This is a genomic window from Chitinophaga alhagiae (assembly GCF_003568665.1).
Classification (GTDB): Bacteria; Bacteroidota; Bacteroidia; order Chitinophagales; family Chitinophagaceae; genus Chitinophaga; species Chitinophaga alhagiae.
Genome location: NZ_QXMH01000003.1, coordinates 475,590 through 499,642 on the forward strand (window position 1 = coordinate 475,590; position 24,053 = coordinate 499,642).

The window sequence follows — 24,053 nt, forward strand, 5'->3', positions numbered from 1 at the left end:
ATGACAAAATTCACCGAAGCAAAGCTGGAAAAGGCATTCGCCGAACTATTGGGGCAGGAAGGTTATTCCCATACATTGGGAAATACTATCCAGCGCTCAAATGATGAGGTATTAATCGACTCAGACCTGGAAACTTTTCTGCTCAAACAGTACCAATCAGATGGTCTGACAACGACTGAAGTAAGAACAATCATCCTTGATTTAAAAAATCTGCCCGCTTCAGACTTGTACGAAAGCAACAAAACTTTCATCCGCAAGCTTTCGGATGGATTTATTCTGAAACGGGAAGACCGAAGTAAAAAAGATCTGTACATTACGTTCATTGACTATAACGGCCTGCAGCTGCAACGCCCACCCGGCGAGGAGCATATCACCAAGGTTTGGGGTGATGAAGGAATCGACTTCGGAAAGGATAACAACATTTACAAATTCGTTACACAACTTGAAATAACAGGAACAGAAAAAAGAATTCCGGATGGGGTATTGTATATCAACGGACTACCACTGGTTGTTTTCGAGTTCAAAACTGCCATTCAGCCAGAATGCACGATACACAATGCATACATACAATTGACCGTTCGATACCAACGGGACATTCCCGAATTGTTTAAGTATAACGCCTTCTGCATCATCAGCGATGGTGTCAATACCAAATCGGGATCTTTCTTCGCTGCCTATGAATTCTATTACGCCTGGCGCCGGATTGCGGGCATGGCAAAAGAAGTTGATGGCATCGACAGCATGCATACCCTTGTCAAGGGAATGCTTCATAGGGACCGGCTAAGAGATATACTCAGGAACTTTATCCATATCCCGGATAGCTCCAAAAAGAATGAAAAATTCGTTTGCCGTTATCCTCAGTATTACGCCGCAAGGGCATTATTCGAAAACATAAAAAGTGCCCAAAAGCCTGAAGGCGACGGCAAGGGTGGCACTTATTTTGGGGCAACAGGATGCGGAAAGAGTTTTACGATGCTGTATTTGACTAGGCTCCTGATGAAAAGCAAGTATTTTGAAAGCCCCACAATTGTACTTATAACGGACCGGACCGATCTTGATGACCAACTATCCGAACAATTCACCAACGCCAAGGTATTCATCGGCGATAATAGTGTAGTGAGCGTAACGAACCGGCAGCATTTAAGAGAACTTCTACAAGAAAGAACAAGCGGAGGCGTATTTTTAACCACCATTCAGAAATTCACGGAAGATACCAAACTCTTAACTACAAGAGGCAATGTCATATGCATATCCGATGAAGCACACAGGAGCCAAACAAACCTTGATCAAATTGTTAAAGTGACCAGCAAAGGTGTCAAAAAAGCATTCGGGTTCGCAAAGTACCTTCACGACTCACTGCCCAATGCCACTTTTGTAGGTTTCACCGGCACCCCCGTTGACGCTACACTGGATGTGTTCGGAAAAATTGTCGACATCTATACCATGACTGAATCAGTTAAAGATGAAATCACCGTCAGGATCGTGTATGAGGGCAGAGCAGCGAAAGTAGTGCTAAACAATACCGAACTGGAAAAGATCGAAACGTACTACGAGCAGTCGGCGGAGGCGGGTACTAATGAATATCAGATTGAGCAAAGCAAGGAAGAAATTGCCAAAATGAATACCATTCTGGGAGACCCTAAGCGGATCAAGGCAATTGCGGAAGACTTTGTACAGCACTATGAGAAGCGCATTGTTGAAGGGGCAACGGTAAAAGGGAAAGCGATGTTCGTATGCAGCACCAGGGAAATTGCCTACCAGCTATACAGCAACATCACACTCATCCGACCTGAATGGACGAAGAAAAAGGTGGCTGCGTCAAATATTGATCTAAGTGAAAAAGGGAAACGGGAATTTAAAGAAATAGAAACCATTAAACTGGTCATGACACGCTCGAAGGACGATCCCAAAGTACTATATGACATGTTGGGTACCAAAGACTATAGAAAAGAGCTGGACCGCCAATTCAAAAATGAGAATTCGAACTTTAAAATTGCGATTATCGTGGATATGTGGCTTACCGGATTTGATGTTCCCTTCCTGGACGCTATTTATATTGACAAGCCAATCCAACAGCACAGCCTTATTCAAACAATCTCAAGAGTAAACCGAAAAATCGAAGGCAAAGAAAAAGGGCTGGTTGTAGACTACATTGGGATAAAAAAACAAATGGCCCTTGCTTTGGCAAAATACAACAAGGGAGACCGGGATAATTTTGAAGAGATTGCGGAATCTCTGGCAATAGTAAGGGACCATCTCGATCTTTTGGCCAAAATCCTTCACACGTTTGACAGCAGCCTATACTTTCAGGGAACAGAATTGCAGCAGTTGAACACGTTAAATATGGCAACTGAGTTTGTGCAAAAGACCAAAGACACGGAAACACGTTTTATGGGCCTTGTCAAACGTCTAAAAGCAGCCTACGACATTTGCGCAGGCTCCGAACAGCTAACGTCGACAGAACGGGATTATACACATTTTTACCTGGCCATTCGTTCCATTATTTTCAAGCTCACCAAGGGAGATGCACCTGACACCGCACAAATGAATGCGAAAGTAAGGGAAATGATAAAGGATGCTCTCGCAAGCGACGGCATCGAAGAACTTATCAAATTAGGCGACAGCGGCACTAACGAACTGGATATCTTTGACGAGGACTATCTCGCTAAACTTGCCAGAATAAAATTACCAAACACCAAGATCAAACTATTGCAGCAACTGCTCGCCAAAGTGATTGGGGAAATACGGAAGGTCAACAAAGTAAAAGGCATCAATTTCACAAAGAAAATGCAGTTCCTGGTAGAACAATACAATAATAGGGACGAGAACAGCATATTAAATAGTCAGGTGTATGAAGAAATGGCTGAGGAGTTAACCAATCTTATTTGGGAGGTCCGGACAGAATTTTCAGCTGGAGACAAATTAGGCATCGACTTTGAAGAAAAGGCATTCTTTGACATTCTGCTGGAACTATGTATTAAATACGATTTCACCTACCCTGATGAAAAAATGATCTTGCTTGCCAGAGCAGTTAAAAAACTGGTAGATACACAAGCGCGATTCCCTGATTGGAACAAGCGATCGGATATTAAAGCGGCATTGAAAGTAGGGCTCATACTGTTACTGGACGAATACAACTACCCACCGGTGGAACGTGATGAAGTATACACCGAAATATTTGAGCAGGCGGAAAACTTTAAAAAGAACAAAGAAAGAAAATAGGTTATTTCATCTGTAATAGTTCCGATTTGATCTAACAGTCGGGTTAAAATATTGACACTATAACAAAAACTGTGTAAACATAGAAAATCGGAGTTCAAAGCGCTCCGATTTCTTTATTTTCAAACTTTACACAGAACATGAAAACAGAGGAATTTTTATCAGACGATTTTTTGAAGCAACCCAAAACGGGCATCTCGTTGCAAACGGGGGTGCATTTCAATACTGTCCAAAACGAAATTGTGAACAACATGGTGCTGATACCAGACACCCTGAACAGTTACAAACAGGAAACACGGTTCGAGAACACCAATGGGAATTATGGACTGAGCAGCCACTACCTGCTCAACATCCCCATCAAAAAAAACAAATATGCCATATCCTGGTCCGGCAGCATCGGGGCAACCAACAAGGTGGTGTTTATTAATAATAACAAGCGGCATAGCAGGGGCGTCAACATATCCCAGCAATTGAGAGGAATGTTTACATCAAAAAAAATAACGGCCGATGCGAAGCTGGGTTACAACTATAACGGCAACAACAACGTGTTGAACCAGAATCCCATAGTGGATGTGCTGGAACAGCCAAACGGCGCGGTCTTTTTCCGCACACATAATTACCTGGCAGACCTGAACAGTACGCTCCGCCTGGACAAATTCAGGTTGGACGCCAAAATAAACTACAGCCTCAGCATGAACAGCGGCGATGGGGTTACTGACAGATTTAACGACGTTCAAAAATTTGTGTTCTCTTTTTCGGCCAGGGGAATCATAAAAAAGACCTGGCATATAGGGGTAAATACCACAAAAACCATCAATACCGGCTATGCGCTGGCCAATACCAATCCTTTCATTGTCAATGCCAGTTTCAGCAAAAAGTTCCTGAAAGACCAGTCGCTCAGCTTTAACGTTCAGGCCAATGACCTCCTGAACCAGCGGAACAACCTGGTACGGTACATTTCCGGCAGCTCTATTGTAGACAGGCGCACCAACCAGGCAACAAGGGTATTTACCATCGGCTTAAGTTATAATATCTCGAAATTCGGCGGTAAAAGCGTGCTTGTTGAACCGGATTAAGGCGCTGTTCTCCCCGATTTAATCTCCCCTGACCGGGAATTTTTGCGTATTTTTCCGCCGCTAATTTTGCAGTTCATGTCCCTATACCTCAAAGCAACCCCGCGCGTTGCGCTTACCTGTACCATGCTGATGATAGCGCTCCTGCTGAATATTTCCGCGCGTGCGCAGCTGACAGCGGATTTTACCCCTACCAAAACCAGCGACTGCGAGAGCCTCATCACTCAATTCAATGACAAGTCTACCGGCAGCCCCGTTTCCTGGCAATGGGACCTGGGTAACGGCGCTACCTCTACAGAACAAAGCCCCAGGGCCTCCTACCCCGCCCCCGGCACCTACAAGGTGGTACTGACCGTGAAGAACGCCGCCGGCAATACCCACACCGCGGAAAAGACCGTTACCGTATGGGAAAAACCCAAGCCGGACTTTACCGCCGGCCCGGCCAAAGGCTGCATACCCCTCCCGGTTACTTTTACAGACAAGTCTGACCCGGTGAACGGCACCATCACCGCCTATAGCTGGGATTTCGGGGACGGCACCACCGGCTCCGGCAGCAGCCCCGTACATACTTATAACGATGTATTGTCTGCCGCCGTTACGCTCACCATCACTAACAGCAACGGCTGCACGGCATCAAAGCAGATCAGCAATATTGTGGATGCGGCCGCTCCCCTGGCGGCCGGTTTCAGCATATCTGACAAATTCCTGTGTACCGCTCCCGGCACGCTGACCATTACCAATACTACCACTGGTCCGGGCAACCTTACCTACGCCTGGGATTTTGGGGACGGCGGCACCTCTTCAGACGCTAACCCCGCCCCCCATAACTATACTACCAGGGGTGTTTACAAGGTGAAGCTCACCGTTGCCAGTGATAAGGGCTGTGCCGTAGCCATCACGTCTGAAGATATCAATGTGGCCAACTTTACAACGGATTTCCAGTTACCGGCCGCTGTATGCGAGAACAGTTCCGCCAACTTCACCGCCGCCAACAACCCGCAGACCAACGCCGTTACATGGAGCGTTGATAAAGGCTACATTTCCAGTTATGGCACAACCGCCTACTACACGCCCACCGGCGCCGGCCCTGTAAAGGTGACCATGACGGCTGACTATGGCAAGTGCCGGGAAACCGTTACCAAAGATTATGAGGTAAAACCCGCGCCGCAGGCCAATTTCACCACTGATCAGCAGGCTATTTGCGACGTGCCGGCCACCGTACAGTTCACAGACAAGTCTCAAGGCGCCACCACCTGGAACTGGAGCTTTGGCAACGGGCAAACCTCCAGCCAGCAAAACCCTTCCGTTACTTACAATAGCCTGGGGTATTTCAATATAAGGCTCACGGCCGGCAATGCATCCGGCTGTACCAGCACGGCCGAGCGCTACGTGAACGTAGTCAAGCCGGAAATACGCGCATACGCCAGCGTTTCCCAGGGCTGCGAAGGGCTGACCCCTGCTTTTAGCAGCTATGTGAGCACCGGTGACGCCATTACCAGCTATGAATGGGATTTTGGCGATGGCAGCGCCAAATCAACGGAAGCCGCACCATCCCATACCTATAACAACGCCGGCACCTATACCGTAAGGCTTACCTACACCACCACCAACGGCTGCAAGGGAACGGTAGGCCTGTATTACAGCAACACCATCCAGGTATACAAAAAACCAAAGCCTGATTTCTCATCTCCGGAAGCGCCCCAGATCTGCGGTAACAACTGGGTACATTTCAATGGCACTACAGATGTGGGCAATGCCTGGGCGTGGGACTTTGGTGATTACAACTACGGCAACTCCCAGCAAACGGCCCACAGCTACAGGGAGCCGGGCACCTATACCGTAAAGCTGACCGTTTCCAATAACGCATGCAGCGAAACCGTTACCAAAACGGCATACATCAAGGCCGTGAACCCCTTCCCGCGTTTTAACATGCAGGCCATCAACTGTGATGAGCGTACAGAGATCGGCTTTGACGAACGTTCCCTGGGCACTATTACCAGCTGGAAATGGAGCTGGGGAGATGGAAAGGAGGATACCTACACTACCACAACGGGCGCCGTCAGGCACAAGTATGACCAAACAGGGGCGTACAAGGTGAAGCTGACCGTTACAGACGGTACCTGCACCAGCTCGGACTCGCTGAACATTAACGTGTACGCGCCTTCTCCCATTACCATCACCACAGACAAGGCAACGCTCTGCGGCCACGAAACGCTCAAAGCCAGCGTAACGGCCATAAACCGGTCTATATACGACACGTACTACTACAACTGGTTCTCTTCAGACGGCACGCCCGGCAACTGGTATAATTACAGTTATGAGAGCGCTACTTTTACTAACCTGAAACCCGGCAAAGACACCATCCGTTTTGTAGCGTACAACCGCCAGGGATGCCCTGACAGCAGCAACAAGGTAGTGGTAGACGTACACGGCCCAGTAGCCAAATTTCTTGCTCCAAGCGTACAGGAATGCCGGGGTACGGAGCTTACGTTTACAGACCAGACAGACGTTTCAAAAGGAAAGCCCATCAAAACCTGGTCATGGAATTTCGGGGATGGCAATACCGCGGAGGTATTTACCGCCCCTCCTTTCAAACATACCTACAACAAGGCCGGCTATTTCTACCCATCGCTGACGGTGACGGACGAAGACGGCTGCACCAGCACCGCTGCCGGCAGCTACCTGCAGGTGAACGGCCCCAATGCGGGCTTTTCGCCCAGCGCCACGTTAATACGGCCGGGCGGCAGCGTATGGTTCTATAACAATACCACTGTAACCGGCGGCCAGGCTACCTACCGGTGGGATTTTGGGGACAATACTTCCTCCACTGACTACGGCCCCAGCAAAACGTACCCTGATAAAGGCGTGTACACCGTGAAGCTGCTGGTAAAGGACGATAACGGCTGTACAGACAGCGCCCAAAACCAGATCAAGGTATCCAGCGTCAGCGCCAACTTTACGTTCACCACTTCTTTCGTGAACAACAGCGGCTGCCCGCCGGTAATTGCCCGCTTCACCAACAGCTCCGTGAACCACACCAGCTCTTACTGGGATTTTGGCGACGGCAGCTTTTCCTCCATCAACAACCCTTCCCATACCTATACCTACGCCGGCAAGTATACCGTGAAGCTGAAAGTGGTGGGCGATGCCGGTACGGAAGATGAATATGAGCAGGAAATAGAAGTGAAAGGGCCCTACGCCACTATCACCACCTCCGCCAATGGCGGCTGCCTGACCAAAGAGATCGAGTTCAAGGTAGAAGCGGTGAACGCGGTCAATTTTGCCTGGGACTTTACGGACGGTATTGTGGAGGAAACAACTGACCCCGCTATCAAACATGTTTTCAAGACCCCGGGTGTTTACAAGCCACGCCTCATCCTGTCTGACCAGGCAGGCTGCAAAGGCACGGCCTTTCTGCAAGACCCCATTGTGATAGACAAGCTGGACGTGCAGCTGGCGGCCGTACCGGAATTTGTATGCGACGAAGGCTGGATCACCTTTGCGCCGGTATTCAACAGTTATTCCATAGACGAGCTGAAACAGGACGCTGAATATAAATGGACCTATAATGCGGGGCTGACGGTGGAAAATGATGCCACTGCCACGCCCGCCTTTTTCCTGGACAAGCCGCAAAGTTATGACTTCACTCTCACCACCACTACCGCCTACGGCTGTACGCAAACCGTGAGCAAAACGGTGCATGCCTACCCGGCGCCCGTAGTGTCTGTCAGCGGGCCGCTGCAAGCCTGCCAGGATGCGCCGGTGAGCTTCAGCGGCGCGGTAACCAAAGTGAGTGACGTTACCTGGCGGTGGAACTTCGGCAATGGCAATACCGGTAATACGCCGCAGCCCGGCAACCAGGCATACAGCAACACGGGCCTGTCTGATGTAGCGCTCATTGTTACCAGCAGCGATGGCTGCGCCGATACGGCGCTCCATCACATCCAGGTCATGCCCAAACCGGCCATTAACGCCGCTGCCGCGTCTGAGGTCATATGCCTGAACAAGAGCACCACGCTGAGCGCCGGCGGCGGTATCACCTACCAATGGTTGCCCGCCCTGGGCCTGAGCAACCCGCAGGCGCCAGACCCGGTGGCAGCTCCCCGCGTCAATACTACCTATGCCGTAACCGTAACGGATGTGAACGGTTGCAGCAATACGGATGAGGTCAGCATCCGCGTGGCGCAGCCATTCTCCATACAGGCCACGCCTGATACGGCCATCTGCCTGGGGCATATAATGCCGCTGCAGGTTTGGGGCGCGGCCCGCTATGTATGGAGGGGAGAAGGCCTGGACGATGCCGGCAGCCCCTCCCCGCACGCTGACATTAACACCCTGGGCAACCATACATACGAAGTGACCGGTTATGATGCGGACGGCTGCTTTACGCACGATACCTCCCTGGTGGTAAGCGTACACCCCTCCCCCGTGATCAATGCCGGCCGTGACCGTACCACCATGGCGGGCGTGCCCGTAACGCTGGGCGGCCCCGGCAGCCCTGATATTACACGGTGGACGTGGACGCCCTCCCAATACCTGGATTGCCCTACCTGCCCCGCACCAACGGCCTTGCCCAACCTTTCTACCAATTATACGGTCACGGTAGAGAACCGCTACGGCTGCAAGGCCGCGGATGATGTAGCGGTAACGGTGGTGTGCGACCAAGGCGCCGTATTCCTGCCCACCGCCTTTACCCCCAACCGGGACGGGCAGAACGAAACGTTCTATCCCAAAGGCCGCGGTATAAAAGAAGTAGCGTGGATGCGCATCTATGACAGGTGGGGCGCGCTGGTATTTGAAAGGTCCCATTTCCAGATCAACAACACCGCGGCGGGCTGGGACGGCACCTGGAAGGGCCGCGTAGCGCCCATAGGCAGCTACGTGTATGCCATAGAAACAGTATGCGAAAGCGGCGCTACCTTCCTGTTCAGGGGCACGGTAACGGTCATCTGGTAACTATGCCATGTTTCGACATTTTCGTAACTTAACTGTGACGGGCTGCGGGAACAGTTCGTTGTTACTGTTAAAACCGGTTAAAATGAAAAATAATTTCGATAGGGTCTTCAAAATGTCTTTCGCCGGCGTTTATCCGCATTACATTGAGAAAGCGGAGAAAAAAGGACGTACAAAGGCGGAAGTGGATGAGATCATACACTGGCTGACAGGATATGATCAGCAAACATTGCAAAAGCACCTTGACGACAAGACGAATTTTGAAACCTTTTTCAAACAGGCGAAAGTCAATCCAAATTCTTCCAAGATCACAGGGGTTATTTGCGGCTACCGTGTAGAGGAGATCGAAGACAAGCTCATTCAGCAAATACGCTACCTGGACAAGCTAATTGATGAACTGGCGAAGGGCAAGGCCATGGAGAAGATTCTACGGAAATGAGCCAGGAACCAACATGCTACACGTCATGAAAACATTATCTCGCTTCCTCCCTTTCCTGCTGCTGCTGGCCGCGGGAAACGCATCACACGCCCGGCCTCCCCGTCCCAACATCCTCTTTGCCATCATGGACGATGCTACGTACCGCCACATGGGCGCGTACGGTTGCAGCTGGGTGAAAACGCCCAACTTTGACAGGGTGGCGCGCCAGGGGCTTTTATTTACGCGGGCTTACACGCCTAACGCGAAGTGCGCCCCTTCCCGCTCCTGCATCATTACCGGCAGAAACCCCTGGCAACTGGAAGCCGCCGCCAATCACTGGTCTTACTTCCCCTCCAATTACAAAACGCTGGCAGAAGCCTTATCAGACAAGGGTTATGCCGTGGGGTACAGCGGAAAAGGCGTGGCGCCTGTTGTAGCCAGAACGGCTGCCGGCGCTCCGCGGGAATTATTGGTAAAGGCCTATAACGGCGCGCGTACAACACCGCCCACCTCCGGCATCAGCGTTATCGACTACGCGGCCAATTTTGATACGTTCCTGAACGGCGCCGCCGGCCAACAACCTTTCTTCTTCTGGTACGGAGGCCTGGAACCGCACCGGGGGTATGAATACGGCTCCGGCATTGCAAAGGGCAACAAACGCCTGGAAGACATCCCGGCATCCGATCTGCCGGCATCCTGGCCCAAGTCTGATTCCGTTACCACAGACCTGCTGGATTACGCCTTCGAAATAGAATATTTTGATGCGCAGCTGGGTAAAATGCTGGCCAGCCTTGAAAAGCGGGGATTGCTGGAGAATACGCTGGTGATCGTCACATCTGATAACGGGATGGCATTTCCGCGGGTAAAGGGGCAGGAATATGAATACTCTTCCCACCTGCCGCTGGCGGTGATGTGGGCAGACGGCATCCGCCACCCGGGCAGGGAAGTCAACCACCTTATCAGCTTCATAGACTTTGCTCCCACCATCCTGGAAGTGGCCGGCATCCCGGCCACCGCCGCGGGCATGCAGCCCCTCACGGGTAGCAGCTTTGCCGGCATATTGTTCTCCAGCGGCGGGCAGGCGGAAGGTTATACGCCCCGTACGCACGTGCTGATCGGGAAAGAACGGCACGATGTTGGGCGGCCCCATGATGCAGGGTACCCTATCAGGGGTATGGTGACGGACTCCCTGCTGTACCTGCATAATTTCGAGACCGGGCGCTGGCCCGCGGGCAACCCGGAAACGGGCTATCTCAACTGCGATGGCGGGCCTACCAAAACCGTTGTTTTGCAAACGGTGTTCTCCGCCGGAGATGACGCCCGGTACTGGCTGTGGTCTTTCGGGAAACGCCCGGCGGAAGAACTGTACAACATTGCCCGAGATCCGGAATGCCTGCGCAACCTTGCCGCCGATCCCCGGCAAAACCAGCCGCTGCCGCAGTTGAAAGCCACGCTCTTCTCCATGCTGCAGCAGCAACGAGACCCCAGGATGGCAGGCAACGGCAAGGTATTTGACGCGTACCCCTATGCTGATAAAAGCGGAACAGGGTTCTACGAAAGGTATCTGCAAAAAGATACCACGTTGAAATGGAAATGGGTGAACGATGCAGACTTCCAGCAACTGCCGGCGCTAAAAAGGGAGATGGTGAACCGGTAACCGCATACAAAAAAAGAGGCTGCCTCAACAACATGAGACAGCCTCTTTTTTTGTCCTTTCCGTTTTATTTCTTCTGCTGCGCCAAAAAAGTGATCAGGGACGCCAGCTCCTCGTAAGACAAGGAATTGGCCAGCCCGGCCGGCATCATGGAGTTCTTCATTTCCTTGCGGCTAACGATATCTGACGTGTTCACCACGGAAACATTCCCCCCAATGTCTCGCATCACCACTTTGGCGGCCGTTTCTTCCGTAATGAATCCCATATAGCTCTTGTTGCCCTTTGCCGTGATCATCACCGTGGCAAACCCTTGCGAAATAGAAGCGTTCGGCTTCAGGATAGATTCCGCTATCTGCTCCCGGTTCATGATGGAACCTACCTGGCCCATAAAGGGGCCTTTCATTTTCTCTCCTTTATTGATGCTGTGGCAGGCAATACAGCCCTGGCTGGTAAACAGCAACTTCCCTTTTGCGGCGTCTCCTTTCAGTTTATTAACGGCCAGCAGCACGTCTTCAATAGAAGATTTGCCTACCTGCCCTTTTTTGTTCTTGATCTTCTCAAGGTCTACCGCAGGCTCTTTGGCAGCTACCGGCTCCGGTTTTTTCACCGGCGCAAAGGCGGCAATGTCCATGCGGAGGCGTGCGTCCAGGTCACGGAAATATTGCTTTTGGGCGGGGCCTTTCTTCAGGGCTTCCGCTTTGAGGAATTGTTCTATAACCGGTGAGCTTTCCCAGGTTACGGCCTTGTAATACGGGCCATGAGAATCCGGCCGGGTGCCCCACCACCAGGAGGCATCGTAGACAGCTTCTTTCTTGTAAAGGCGCGCCAGCGTAGTCAGTATCTGGTTTTTCAGTTGTACGGTTTTAGCCTGCCGGTAAGCGGCTATTAACCCGTTTACCGCTTTCGGGTCATGCATATACCGCAGCGTCCATAGCGCCAGCGTTGAATTGTCGCTGTTGATAGCGGCTACGGCGGCATCTACGGCATGCAGGCTCACCAGTGCCTGAACGGCCAGGTGCGGCAGCACAATGGCAGCATTGGGCGTAGCGTGCGGGCCTTCCACATCTTTGGCGGGCGCTGCAAATGAAGCGGGTACGGGGGTTTTCAGCAGCCCGGCCGCGGCTTCCATACGGCCTAACCGGCCCAGCCCGATGATGGCGGCGGCCTGTATGCGCGGGGATGCGTTGCGGAGGCCTTCCAGGAAAGGTTCAGCAGGAACATCCGCGATAATGCCTTTACGGTCTGCCAAAGCGCGCAGGGCATGTTCTTTCACGGCCGCGTCTTTTGTGAACGCAACCAAAGCGGGGATGCCGCTTGCACCGGCGGCCTGCGCGTAAGTGTAGATGCCGGCCACGCGGGCATATAAAGGCAATTGCACGTCAGCGGCTATTTTCAACGCGGCCTGCGTATCCGCGCGGGCTACCAGCTCCTGGGAGGCAGTGAGGCGGGCCACCGCGCTGGCGGATTGCAGCAATTGCGCCAGCTCGTCTGCCGATGCTTTGGCCACATCCGGGAAGGCCTGGTACGTCCAGTTGTTGGGCACAGCCCTGATCACGTATCCTTTTTTAGGGCTGCCGGAATAACCGGCGCCATCCCATGCGGAAAGGAAAAGCCTGCCGGAACCGTCAACGTCCAGGTCTGTGATTTGGGGCAGCGCCAGGAACTCTTCTTCTTGCTGGGTGAAGGTGGGGCCGTCTGGCGTTACGCGGTGAAAATAAAGCATGCTCCGCCCCCAGTCCGCCATCATGGGAACGTTGTTATAATTTTCCGGCCAGGTAGGTTCCGCCATGAACAGGGCCCCTGTGCCGGAGCCGCCGCCAACGTCTACCAGCGCGGGCAATATTTCGTCTGTAAAGTGTTTGAACAGCACGGGGTACCCGTATTCGCCGGACTGGATATGATGCGAGAACCGCACGTTCCACCCGCCGCCGTCATTGGTGTTTTCCCGCGTAAAGATGTTCATGTAGGGGTCAATGGCCACGTCGTACACGTTACGGGTGCCATGGGTAAATACTTCCATCTCCGTGCCGTCAGGGCGTACGCGTACAATGCCCCCGCCCAGCATCGTCAGTTTTTTGCCGGAGCGGTCTGTAGCGTTATGGAACCCGAAATCGCCCACGGCTATGTAGATCCAGCCGTCAATCCCCATCCGGATGCCATTGGTGGCGTGGTCTGTTCCCCGCTCCTGGATGTACCGGGTGTTGCTCAGGTTTTCCACAAGCGGCTGGGGCGCCCCGTCCGCTTTGCCATCTCCGTCTTTATCCTCAAAAACCACCAGCGCCATGCCGGTAGCCTTGCCCGTCTCTTTGGAGAAGGTGGTATGCAATACAAAAACCCGGTGGCCCTGCACCAGGATGCCGCGGGGATTGTCTACAACGGCAAACTCGGTATGCCCGTCCATCTTGCCGTCATTATCCTTGTCTGTCAGCTTGAGGATGCGGCCTTTGCCGGGGTCTTTCCCCAGGGAGCCGATCATGTCCACCCCTACAAACACTTCGCCGGTGGGCGCTACCGCCAGGCAAGCGGGGCTGGGCGTTACGTCCGGGCCGGAAAACCGGGTAATGGTCAATTCAGGCGGGTTGCCGGAAGCGGGCTGCGGGTCTTCAAGGAAATGTGTTGCGCCAATAAATACGGTAAGAGAGTAGATCAGTGGAAGCGTAAACTTAATCATGCACTGTGTTAGTTTAATGTGTACTTATCTCAAAACAAAAAAGAGTGGGCCAATATTAAAAAAAATAAATTTTCATCCGGCAATTATTTTTAAGAGCGGCGTGGCAGTACGGTACGGCCCGGCAGGCCGCTTGCATAATGAGCGCAACCACTTTCCCGGTCATTTCCGTTTGTTCCGGAGGGCCCTTTCTCCGGCCTGCATGTTCCAGTTATATAACAGGCTACTGCAACGCCCCCAAAGCGGCCTTTGCATCTGCCTGCGCGGGTTGCTTCACCAGCTTCAGCACGGCTTCCAATATCTCCTGCGAAGCGGCGATCTCGTCTTTCTTGATGGAAATGCTTTCAATGTTGAAACCTACGGACATGTTCTTCCTGTCTGCATACTCCAGTATTTCAGACGCTACGTTCAGGCAGGTATGTACAGAAGATTCCAGGATGTCTTTGGAATGTTTCAGGTCATTGAACAGCCATTTGGGCACTTTGATGCCAAGCCACTCCATAAACTGCAGCGTTTTAAGGGAGCCGCAGGGCGCCAGGGTAAAAATGAGCGGTGAAGGGCAATCCCCGCTTTCCGAACAATGGTAGTAATAGTCAGACAGGAGGTTCTTGGTGTCTGTAACGTGATACACGCACTGGGATACAAAAAACCGGCAGCCCTGCTGTACCTTTTGCGTGATCCGCAGGTGCTCGTCCCCTTTCTTTTCGTGCCTTTCGGGAATGGCAATGCCGCCTACCAGCAGCTCCGGCGCAAGCTGGTGTTTCAGCGCGTACGCGTCTTGCAGGGAGAAGCCGGTCTTTTCCACCTGCTGGCGGGAAGATGCGCCTACAAATACGGCATGCCGCACGTCCGCGTTCTCCGCGAGCCACTGCCCGAACTGTTGGCCGGTCAGGTTGGCAATGCTCTTGTAGATGATGCGGGGCACGTTTAGCGCGGCGAGGTAGTTCCGGCTGTATTGTTCGGGCGGTACGGTAGGGATGAAGGCGAACGTACGCTCCTGGTCCGTGCGCGTTGATTCGTCCTGTATATCATAGAGAATGAGCGCATCAATGTTGCTGCGGGCAATGCGTTCCAGCTGCCCTTTGGCAATGGCTGCTATCCTTTCCTGATCGGTAGTGATTTTGGGAGGGGTCAGACTATAAAAAACCGGTCTCGAATGCTTCGAACTGATCTTGTCGGCCAGATTATGACTCATGACGGTAACAATTTTTCCTTCAATAGGGCTGCAAGTTCCCCTAAAAGCGGCAAAAAAGCAAGCCCGGGAGCCATATACAACAGAAAAACGGGCCAACCAGGCTGATACGCCCGGCCGGCCCGCGCATGCTTTATTCTTTCTAGCGGTATGTTCCCACCACGGTCACCACAGACCGGGCGCCCAGCTTTATGCCGCTTCCCGCGTTCCCCTTCGTATGCCGCAGTTCATCTTTTACGGAGGTAGTATAAACAGCTACGTCCGGGGATGCAAGTTGCAGGCCGGACAGGCTGATGGCTTCGTCTTTGTTGGTCATGTTGATGAATACGGCCACCACGGCTTTGGTGGCGGGGTCTTTGTAGGCAGACACCATCAGGTTGGCGGCAGCGGTTTCCGGCGCGGTATTATTTTCTACCGAAGCGTCTACCCGCACCATGCCGGGGCGCACAAACCGGGAGTAGTTGCCCAGCGCCCAGAGCATCCTCGAACTGTAGATGTTACCATCGTTCTGGGTAGCGGGCAGTTCGCCCATGGTGCCGTTAACGTTTGATACGTACACCAGGCCGTCTTTGTAATCTGACGGGCTTACGGCCAGCCACCACTGCCACGATGTGGCGTTGCCTATCACAATGTCTGTATGAATGATGCGGGCCATGTACAGGGCGGTGTTGATGCCCAGGTCACGGCCGCCGCCCGTGATACCGTCTTCCTTGCCCAATATGCAGTACTCCGTTTGCCAGTAGTTCACCTGCGGGTTAACGGCGTTCATGCGGCTGGCCAGCTGCCGGCGGTGATTGATGAGGGAAGGAATGTCTGGCTGGGCAAAGTAGCTGTGGCTGCTCATTACCGGCGTTACGGAACGCAGGGAACCGATGTACCCTTTGCCGGAGGGATTCCAGAAATAGTTGAACACATCGCTTCTCTCCGCGGCATTTGCCACAGGCCCGTAGATGTAGTTCAGCGCGCCGGCTTCACCAAACGCGATCTTGGCGGTGAGGCCCCTCGCGGCCATGCTGCCGTCCAGCGCCTTGATCAGCTCAAACGCTTCGTCGTTGGTGGCGGGGGTGCCTTCCTGCGTGGCCTTGCCGTCGTTACCGGCCGTCCAGTCCCATTGCGGTTCATTCAGCGGGCTGATGTAGTCTACGGGAATGCCGGCGTCTGTATAATGTTTGGTCACATCTGCCAGGAAACCCGCAAAGGCGTCCATTTTGCCGGGCTGCAGGTTCAGCTTGCCCTTGTCTGCGCCGCCGGGGGCAAAGGCGTAGCCGTTCTTTGTCATATGCACGGGGGCGCTGATGGAAAAGAGCAGGAAGTTGTCCACGCCCCTGGCTTTGGCGGCGCGGGCAAACCACTGGTTGCCCGCCTGCTTTGACCAATCGTAGCTGCCATCCGGCAGCTGGAAAGATTCTTCCCGGCGCCAGGGCGATTTGATGTTGCTGCCCTCGCCCTGTTCAAAACTGCCCGCGCCAATGTTGATGCGCCACATGGAAAGGCCAATGCCTTTGGGGTTGCCCTGTTCGTCCATCTCCTTGCTGAACAGCAGGTCCGCGATCTGGTCCCGTTTGTTTTCCGGCCAGTTTTTGCCAATAAACTTGATGCCCCAGCAGTCTGAAGCGCCGAAGCTGTGCATCACCTGCTTTTCAGCGGCCAGGTTGATAGTAGCCGTTAGCGCAGTGCTTTTGGTGGCGCAGGTATCTGTTCCGTTCACGAGGCAGGGATCTTTTGCCGGCCCTTCATTTTTGCCGCAGGCCAGCAAGGCCACCAGGCTAATGGTCGCAATATTCATCTGTATCATCTTTGGTTTTAATTTACGTCAATAACCGTGATTTTGCTCCAGGGCGCCGTTGCTGTTCATGGCGGCGGCGGGGATGGGCCATAGCTCATGCACGCCTTCCCGGAAATAAAATCCCTTGTTCAGCGGCTCTCTGTGGCCGGCTGTTTCCACGGGGTCTGTGTTAACCGTAGTATTGTATTTTACAAAAGTGCCGTTGGCCCCCATCAACAGTGCAATCAGCTTTTTACCGCCGGTGGTGATGCGGCGGATGTCGTCCCAACGGAAAGTGCCTTCACCCGCCAGCTCCAGCCGGCGCTCCTGCCAGATGGCCGCTTTCAGCGCATCGCCGGTAAGGCCTGACCTGTCATCCAGCTCCACACGGTTGCGCACTTCGTTCAGGGACAGCAGCGCCACGTCTGGCTTGTTATTGAAGGCGGCGGCTTCCGCATGTATGAGCAACAGCTCCGCATACCGCATGATAATGTGGTTGTAAGGCCAGGGGTCTCCCACCCTTTTGGCCAGCGGGATGTAGAACTTGCGGTAATAACGGAAAGACGTATGGGCGGGCTTGCCGTTGATAAGATGCTGGGGAAAGATGCGGGCAGGCGTTTCATTATCTACCTGCTCCCCTGCTTTCAGGATGGTGGCCGTTCTCCTGATATCATCCCCTTCCGCGAGGTAGGCGTTCTCCAGGTCGCTGGTGAGGCCGAACCATCCCCAGCCGCCGTCTACAGAAGCGGCGCCGGTAAGCACACCGGGAATAGGGCCCCTGCTCAAAGGCGCGGCGTTCACGTAGTTCACCTCAAACATGCTTTCCACGCCGTTCACGTTCTCCGGCTCAAATATCCTGCTGAAGCGGGTTTCAAGGGAGTATTTCTTAGCGGTGATCACCGCCTGGGCGGTGGTTTCCGCATTGGGATAATCCCCGCTGAAGAGGTAGGCCTTGGCCAGCAGGCCCAGGGCGGCGCCTTTGGCAGCGCGGCCAACATCCACGCTGGCGTACTGGTCTCGCTCCGGCAATACGGCGGCGGCTTCCTGCAGGTCTTGTATGATCTGCTTGTAAAGGTCCGCCACCGGGGAGCGGGGCAGGAAGGTAGTGGCGTCCGCCGGGTCAAAGTTGTTGTTGATCACGTCCGCGCCGAAGTTCTTCACCAGCTCAAAATAAAAGTAGGCGCGCAGGAACTTTGCCTCCGCGGTATACCGGTCTCTCAGCGCCTGCGGCAGCGCGGTCACTTCCTGCATGCCCTTGATCATGTAGTTGCAGTTGCGGATGCCCTCGTGCATGTTCTTGTAAAAGTTCTCGATGTAAGACACAAACGGGTTCACGCCCGTAAAGTCGCTCACACCTACTTCTATAGGCCTGTCCTGGTAATCATTGGCAGCCCAGCCATTGTCTGAAGAAGATTCCATCTGCAGCCGGGGAAACCATACCTGGTTCCAGTCTCCGCCATCTATGTAAGCATAACAGGCGTTCATGGTGGCGCGCGCGTTCTCCTCATTGTCCAGCGAGCCGCTCTGCGGGTTGATGCCTATCAGTTCTTTATCCAGGAACGACTTGCTGCAGGAACCGGCGGTCACTACCGCGAAAGCGGCCAGCAGTATCGTAAAATATCTTTTGATGGGTTGCATACGATTGTTCATTTATGCGCTTAAAAAATCAAAGTCCGATGGAAAGGCCAAAGGTCACCGCCTTGCGTATGGGCGCCTGAGACAGGTCAAAGCCCGGTGACAGCAGCCCGAAGTCCGTGTTGAATATTTCCGGGTTCAGCCCCTTGTAGGAGGTGATGGTCCAGATATTCTGCAGGTTCACGTACGCCCTCAGCTTTTTCATTTTGATCTTTTCCGTCAGCCGGCTGTTCAGCGTATAGCCGAGCTGGATATTGTTGAAGCGGAAATAGTCGCCTTTTTCTATGAACCAGGAGTTGGATGATTTCAGGTTGTTGTTGGCATCCTGCGCATCGTTGATGAAACGGGGATAGGCGTTGGTGCTGCCGGCCCCGTTCCATGCCTTGTTGAGCGAGCCTTTCAGCACGTTGGAGCCGAGAGCGCCCATTTCCAGCCACTTTTTAGCTACCCAGAACACCTCATGCCCGAAACGCCCGAAACCGCCAATGGCCAGGTCAAAACCCTTGTAGCCCACGCTGATGTTCAGCCCCAGGTCAAGGTCAGGATAAGCATTGCCTATCACTGTTTTGTCGCTTTCATTGATCACCCCGTCCCCGTTCAGGTCTGCAAACCGGAAATCTCCCGGCACGGCGTTGGGCTGTATCTGCTGACCCTGTTTGTCTACATAGGCGGCCACTTCCGCGTCGTTCTGGAACACGCCCTCTACCTGGTAGCCGAAAAAGTTGCCCAGCTCTCCACCGCCCTTGTCTACTTTAACCAGGTTGCCGCCCAGGTCTTCTCCCACGCGGTAAGGGCCTTGCGACGTAGCCAGCAGCGGCACGTTGTTATTGGTGCCCAGCTCGTTCAGGTACACGCGGTTGCGGGAAAGGTTCACGCTGACATCGTACGTAAGATCTCCATTGGCCAGTTTGTCCCGGTAGCCGATCACGCCTTCCATGCCTTTCACTTCCATGGTGCCGAGGTTGTACCAGGAGCCGGAGCGGATGCCCAGGTCAGGGCGGCCGAAATTATCGAAATAGAGCAGGTCTTTGGACTTGCGGTTGTACCGCTCAAAGTTCACGTACAGCCTGTTCTTCAGCCAGTAAGACTCAAACGCCACGTTCACGTCTTGCGTGGTTTCCCAGATCAGGTTGGGGTTGCCCGGCCGGCCAAGGGCCAGTATATTGCTCACAGACCCACCCATTACATAGTAGTTGTCTGCCCCGCCATAGCTCACAATGCGCCTGCTCAGCAGATCAAGCCCCACGGAAGGGTCATTGAAGGAGGCATTGCCCACCGTGCCGTAACCGGCGCGTATCTTCAGGAAAGAGAGCGGTTTGAAGTTCTGCAAAAACCTTTCGCTGGAGGCGATCCACGATCCCGAAACAGACGGGAAGGTGCCGTATTGCTTATTGGCGGGGAAGCGGGAAGACCCGTCTCGCCGCACCGCCAGTTCCACAAAGTATTTGTTGTCGAACTCATAGTTTACGCGGCCAAAGTAAGAGGCCCAGGTCTCATTGTACCGGATGCCTTCTCCCTGTACATAGTTGTTAGGGGAGGTAGGCAATATAGGCGTGCCCGCGTTGTTGGGGTTCCAGAGGCCCGGCTGGTCTACCGGGATGTAGGCGCGCCCTACCGCGTTGCTGGCCCCGCTTTCCTTGCGCGCTTCATAACCCGCCAGCACGTTGAAGCGGTGCGCCGCCCCAATGCTGAAGTAATAGTTGGCCGTATTGGTCAGCCGCCAGTCTACATTGTAGCCGGAATTGGAGTAGGCGCGGGAAGCGTACAGGTAATTATCTTTTGTCTGGTTGGGATTGGTGGCTACGCTGTCATAATTCTGGTCCCGCGCGCCGGCAAAGTTGTTGTAGAACGGCGGACTGTATGAGCGGGCAAACCGGTTGCCGGTGTTGAGGCCCGCCTGCGTACGCAGCGTCAGGTTCTTGACAGGCATAATATCCACATGCACATCCCCTACAAGGCCCAGCGCATAGTTGTTGTTGTGCCGGCTGCGCTCCAGTACCGCGGCGGGGTTGGGGTTGCGCTCAATGGAAGAAGCGGTGAACTGGCTGTACTCATTTTGACCCGGCCGGGCAAAGTGTACCGGCAGAATAGGCTCGGTACGCAACGCCGTCATCATATCTCCCCCCAGCGCGGGGCTCACGGAAGTACCGCCGCCAAGGCCGGAGTTCTGCCATTCTTCAAAACGCGGGTAGATGGTGGTACCGGCGCTGATGAACTTGCTGGGCTTGTAATCCAGGTTCACGCGCGCGGTGGCCCGCTGCGTATGGCCGTAATAGAAAGGCCCTTCCGTACGGTAATAACTAACGCTGGCATAGGTGGTCAGCTTTTCACTGCCGCCGCTCACGCCCACATTGGCGTTCACTACATTGGTGGGCACCACTACCGTGTTCCACCAGTCTGTATTGGCGGCCCATGAAGGCGTGGTATAGTTGGAGAAGCGCCGCTGCTGTATCTCGATGTATTCCTGCGCGTCCGCCATATCCGGTTTGGCAAAGAACTCCCGGCCGTAGTTTACGTCTATATCTGTTTTTATCACACCCGCCTTGCCCTTTTTGGTGGTGATCACTATTACGCCGCCGGAAGCGTCTGAGCCGTAAATAGCGGCGGCAGCGCCGTCTTTCAGGATGTCTATGTTCTCAATGTCGTTTACATTGATCATGTTCAGGTTGGCGCGGCCAAGGTTGATGCCGTCCATAATGATCAGCGGGTCTGAGCTGGTGTTGAGAGTGGTGAAGCCGCGGATGAGTATTTTCGGGAGGCCGCCGCTGGTGTTGGTCACCTGCACGCCGGTAGCCTTGCCCTGCAACAGGGTACCCAGGTTATAGCCCGTCTGGTGCTGGATCTCCGAAGCCTTTACGGAGGCAATGGAGGAAGACACGGCCAGCTTTTTGCTTTTGCCGTAGCCCTTGTCTACCACCACTTCCACGTCTTGCAGGCTGATGGCCTGGCTCTGCAGCGTAATGGCCATGCTGGCGCCCGCGGGTACTTCTTTGGACTCAAAGCCTACGTACGTGATCACCAGCGTGGCGCCCTGCGGCACTTTCAGGGAGAAACGCCCCTCCTGGCTGGTGCTGGTGGCGGCGGAGCCGTTCTTCTGTACCACAGTGGCGCCGGAGAGCGGCGTTCCATCAGCCATTTTAACGGTACCGGCCGCAGTAATGGAACTTTGCGCCACTGCTTTTGCCGTGCAAATAAATAGCGGAAGGAGAACAATAAAAACGGCCCGCAGCCATGTTTTTACAACGGGGAACGGTGACACCGGCAACGCACTGCGAATGCGGGAAGCAGGCTGCCGGAAGGTTTTTCTGGTTGTGTTCATTGAACAAATTTTTGTACAGTCCGTGGAAAATAATGCTCGAAAAAACGATACCTCAATTTCCACCCGATTCTCTTTTTTGACAATGGACGTTCCAATTGAAAAAATGGACATATTTATGGCGGAGGGCCGGAACGGCTGTTTCAGCACGCATTTCCGGGCAGGGAAAAACCAACACCGGCGCGGCATGCCACGCTGGTGCGCCGTACTGCAGGAGTGGGAGCGCCTTGATGATGAACGGCCGGTTCCCGATGCTGATGGATTTTATTATCTTGTTGAGATGATGACCACCCGTACCTTCCAGGCCCTGCTGGTCACGGCCGCTGTGTTTTTCCTCCCCGCAGCATCACTGCACGCGCAATCAGGCGCCGCTGGTGACATGCTGACCTACCGGCACCCGGATGGCAGCCTGCAACCTGTTACAACCGTTCAATGGTGGGAGGTAAAGCGGCACCAGGTACTGGCCCGCATGCAACTGGCCATGGGCCGCCTGCCTGACCGCCGGCATCCCGTTCCGCTGCAGGTCAGGGTCAAAGACAGCCTCCTTCAGCGCAACCATATCCGCTACGAGATCACGTTCATGGCCGCCGAAAACGAACCGGTACCGGCCCTTTTATTTGTGCCGCTGAAGAAAGGGAAACATGCGGCCGTACTGGCGCTGCATAGCACCAGCCCCCTGGGCAAAAAGGCCATTACCAGTGAAAATACCGGTAAGGCCAACCGGGCATATGCGGAGGAACTGGCGGACAGGGGCTATGTGGTGATAGCACCGGATTACCCCAGCTTTGGCGATCTGGCGGATCATGATTTTGACCGCGACCGTTACGCCTCCGGCACCATGAAGGCCATCTTCAACCATATGCGCTGCATTGACCTGCTGCAGGCCCGTGAAGACGTAGACACCGCTCACATCGGCGTGATCGGCCATTCCCTCGGCGGCCACAACGCCATGTTCGTGGCGGCGTTTGACCAGCGCATCAAGGTGATAGTAGCCAGTTGCGGCTGGACGTTGTTCAGCTATTACAACATCGGGGAAGCGGCCTCAAAACATTACGGCGGCCGCCTGGGCCCCTGGGCGCAGGCCCGTTACATGCCGCTGCTGCGGGACGGCTATGGCCTTGACCCCAAACGTGTTCCTTTTGATTTTGACGAGGTGATTGCCACGCTGGCGCCGCGGCCCTTCTACTCGAACGCCCCCCTGCATGACAGCAATTTTGACGTGCAGGGCGTGAAAGCAGGCATTGCCCATGCCGCCCCGGTATATGACCTGTTCAACGCCACGCAGCAATTACAGGTAAGATACCCCGAAGCGGAGCATGACTTCCCCCCTGCCCAGCGGCTGGAAGCCTACCGGTTCATGGACAGGGCGCTGCATCATACGCCGGAAGCGCATGTATTGCTGCCATAGGCGTTGATGATAGTTAATACAATTGGTTACGCAGTATCCGTTTGATCATCTGGATGGTGGGGCGGCTGAGTTGCCCCTGGTATTTGCGGAGAATGGCGCTTTCGCTGACGCCGTTGTTCAGCTCGCTGATGACCCGGAGCCATTTGCCCAGGAATTCAGAGTTGGGGGTGCGGTAGCGCATCAGCCTTCTGACGGTTTCTATAACAGCTTTGCTGACCGTGGCCTCATACAGTTCAAACACCTCATCATTGCTGAGGCCCAGCCTGATGTCGTCCGCGATCCGGGCATAGTCCTGCAGGTATTTTTCGTTGGCTTCCATGACCTGCAGCACGGGGTTGCTGCTGAAAGTGATAGTGACGTGTTTCCGGCGCTGTTTCTGGAGGGCTTGCAGGGCGTAGTTACGGGCAATATTGTCGCAGATGGCCAGGTCGCTCCTGGTCAGTGCAAACCATTCTCCCTTTACCCGTTTGTGCTGGAAAACAATGTGCAGGCTTTCTTCCAGATCGGTCATGTTCAATGCGGCGTACTGCCTGATCACGCGGAAAAGAATGGGCAGGTGGGTATGATAGGCCGCCAGCCTTTTCTGCAGGTCACCCGTTTTGCCGATCTTGTACAGGTTCTTCCCCGTGTTCAGGATATATACACATTTACCGACTTCTACTTGCTGCATGGGTCAATTTTCACGGTTGTTATTGATAATTGTGCTATCAATTTACGACTATGATACCGGTATACAAAGCGGCCGGGGCAGA

12 protein-coding genes are annotated in these 24,053 nt (G+C 53.9%); 6 read left to right on the forward strand and 6 right to left on the reverse strand.

Annotation, left to right across the window (positions count from 1 at the left end):
* The 5 genes from D3A97_RS18250 (at position 1) to D3A97_RS18270 (ending at position 11,320) form a co-directional block, all read left to right on the forward strand.
* A complete protein-coding gene (locus D3A97_RS18250; RefSeq protein ID WP_119079955.1) occupies positions 1-3,222 on the forward strand; it encodes a type I restriction endonuclease subunit R in 3,222 nt (1,073 codons plus the stop codon).
* Between the two features lie 137 nt (positions 3,223-3,359).
* Positions 3,360-4,295, forward strand: coding sequence for an outer membrane beta-barrel protein (locus D3A97_RS18255; RefSeq protein ID WP_119079956.1), 936 nt, complete (start codon positions 3,360-3,362; stop codon positions 4,293-4,295).
* Positions 4,296-4,370: 75 nt separating this feature from the next.
* Positions 4,371-9,248, forward strand: coding sequence for a PKD domain-containing protein (locus D3A97_RS18260; protein ID WP_157986618.1), 4,878 nt, complete (start codon positions 4,371-4,373; stop codon positions 9,246-9,248).
* Positions 9,249-9,330: 82 nt separating this feature from the next.
* Entirely contained in the window at positions 9,331-9,684 is a 354-nt protein-coding gene (locus D3A97_RS18265) for a DUF2200 domain-containing protein (RefSeq protein WP_119079957.1), read from the forward strand.
* Between the two features lie 25 nt (positions 9,685-9,709).
* Positions 9,710-11,320, forward strand: coding sequence for a sulfatase family protein (locus D3A97_RS18270; protein WP_119079958.1), 1,611 nt, complete (start codon positions 9,710-9,712; stop codon positions 11,318-11,320).
* Positions 11,321-11,384: 64 nt separating this feature from the next.
* Here D3A97_RS18270 and D3A97_RS18275 read toward each other — a convergent pair whose 3' ends face one another.
* The 5 genes from D3A97_RS18275 to D3A97_RS18295 all read right to left on the reverse strand — a co-directional run bounded on the left by D3A97_RS18275 (position 11,385) and on the right by D3A97_RS18295 (position 21,896).
* Positions 11,385-13,988 (reverse strand): DUF7133 domain-containing protein, encoded by a 2,604-nt coding sequence (locus D3A97_RS18275; RefSeq protein WP_119079959.1) that lies wholly within the window; start codon positions 13,986-13,988, stop codon positions 11,385-11,387.
* Positions 13,989-14,208: 220 nt separating this feature from the next.
* On the reverse strand, positions 14,209-15,180 hold the full coding sequence (locus tag D3A97_RS18280; RefSeq protein ID WP_119079960.1) for a methylenetetrahydrofolate reductase: 972 nt from the start codon (positions 15,178-15,180) through the stop codon (positions 14,209-14,211).
* A 139-nt stretch (positions 15,181-15,319) separates the two neighbouring features.
* Positions 15,320-16,972: a glycoside hydrolase gene (locus D3A97_RS18285; protein ID WP_119079961.1), complete on the reverse strand. Its 1,653-nt coding sequence runs from the start codon at positions 16,970-16,972 to the stop codon at positions 15,320-15,322.
* A gap of 18 nt (positions 16,973-16,990) precedes the next feature.
* Complete coding sequence (locus D3A97_RS18290; RefSeq protein ID WP_198674058.1) at positions 16,991-18,580, reverse strand: RagB/SusD family nutrient uptake outer membrane protein; 1,590 nt, start codon at positions 18,578-18,580, stop codon at positions 16,991-16,993.
* Between the two features lie 28 nt (positions 18,581-18,608).
* Positions 18,609-21,896 (reverse strand): SusC/RagA family TonB-linked outer membrane protein, encoded by a 3,288-nt coding sequence (locus D3A97_RS18295; RefSeq protein WP_157986619.1) that lies wholly within the window; start codon positions 21,894-21,896, stop codon positions 18,609-18,611.
* A gap of 184 nt (positions 21,897-22,080) precedes the next feature.
* Between D3A97_RS18295 and D3A97_RS18300 the strand changes: the two genes are divergently transcribed.
* Entirely contained in the window at positions 22,081-23,301 is a 1,221-nt protein-coding gene (locus D3A97_RS18300; protein ID WP_198674059.1) for an alpha/beta hydrolase, read from the forward strand.
* Positions 23,302-23,314: 13 nt separating this feature from the next.
* Here the strand turns inward: D3A97_RS18300 and D3A97_RS18305 are convergent, their stop codons facing one another.
* On the reverse strand, positions 23,315-23,971 hold the full coding sequence (locus D3A97_RS18305) for a GIY-YIG nuclease family protein (RefSeq protein WP_119079964.1): 657 nt from the start codon (positions 23,969-23,971) through the stop codon (positions 23,315-23,317).
* Positions 23,972-24,053 lie beyond the last annotated feature (82 nt).

Bases quoted from the DNA above. Each gene is read 5' to 3' on its own strand.
- D3A97_RS18250 (WP_119079955.1), top strand. From the start codon at position 1: ATGACAAAATTCACCGAAGCAAAGCTGGAAAAGGCATTCGCCGAACTA.
- D3A97_RS18255 (WP_119079956.1), top strand. From the start codon at position 3,360: ATGAAAACAGAGGAATTTTTATCAGACGATTTTTTGAAGCAACCCAAA.
- D3A97_RS18260 (WP_157986618.1), top strand. From the start codon at position 4,371: ATGTCCCTATACCTCAAAGCAACCCCGCGCGTTGCGCTTACCTGTACC.
- D3A97_RS18265 (WP_119079957.1), top strand. From the start codon at position 9,331: ATGAAAAATAATTTCGATAGGGTCTTCAAAATGTCTTTCGCCGGCGTT.
- D3A97_RS18270 (WP_119079958.1), top strand. From the start codon at position 9,710: ATGAAAACATTATCTCGCTTCCTCCCTTTCCTGCTGCTGCTGGCCGCG.
- D3A97_RS18275 (WP_119079959.1), bottom strand. From the start codon at position 13,988: ATGATTAAGTTTACGCTTCCACTGATCTACTCTCTTACCGTATTTATT.
- D3A97_RS18280 (WP_119079960.1), bottom strand. From the start codon at position 15,180: ATGAGTCATAATCTGGCCGACAAGATCAGTTCGAAGCATTCGAGACCG.
- D3A97_RS18285 (WP_119079961.1), bottom strand. From the start codon at position 16,972: ATGATACAGATGAATATTGCGACCATTAGCCTGGTGGCCTTGCTGGCC.
- D3A97_RS18290 (WP_198674058.1), bottom strand. From the start codon at position 18,580: ATGCAACCCATCAAAAGATATTTTACGATACTGCTGGCCGCTTTCGCG.
- D3A97_RS18295 (WP_157986619.1), bottom strand. From the start codon at position 21,896: ATGAACACAACCAGAAAAACCTTCCGGCAGCCTGCTTCCCGCATTCGC.
- D3A97_RS18300 (WP_198674059.1), top strand. From the start codon at position 22,081: ATGCCACGCTGGTGCGCCGTACTGCAGGAGTGGGAGCGCCTTGATGAT.
- D3A97_RS18305 (WP_119079964.1), bottom strand. From the start codon at position 23,971: ATGCAGCAAGTAGAAGTCGGTAAATGTGTATATATCCTGAACACGGGG.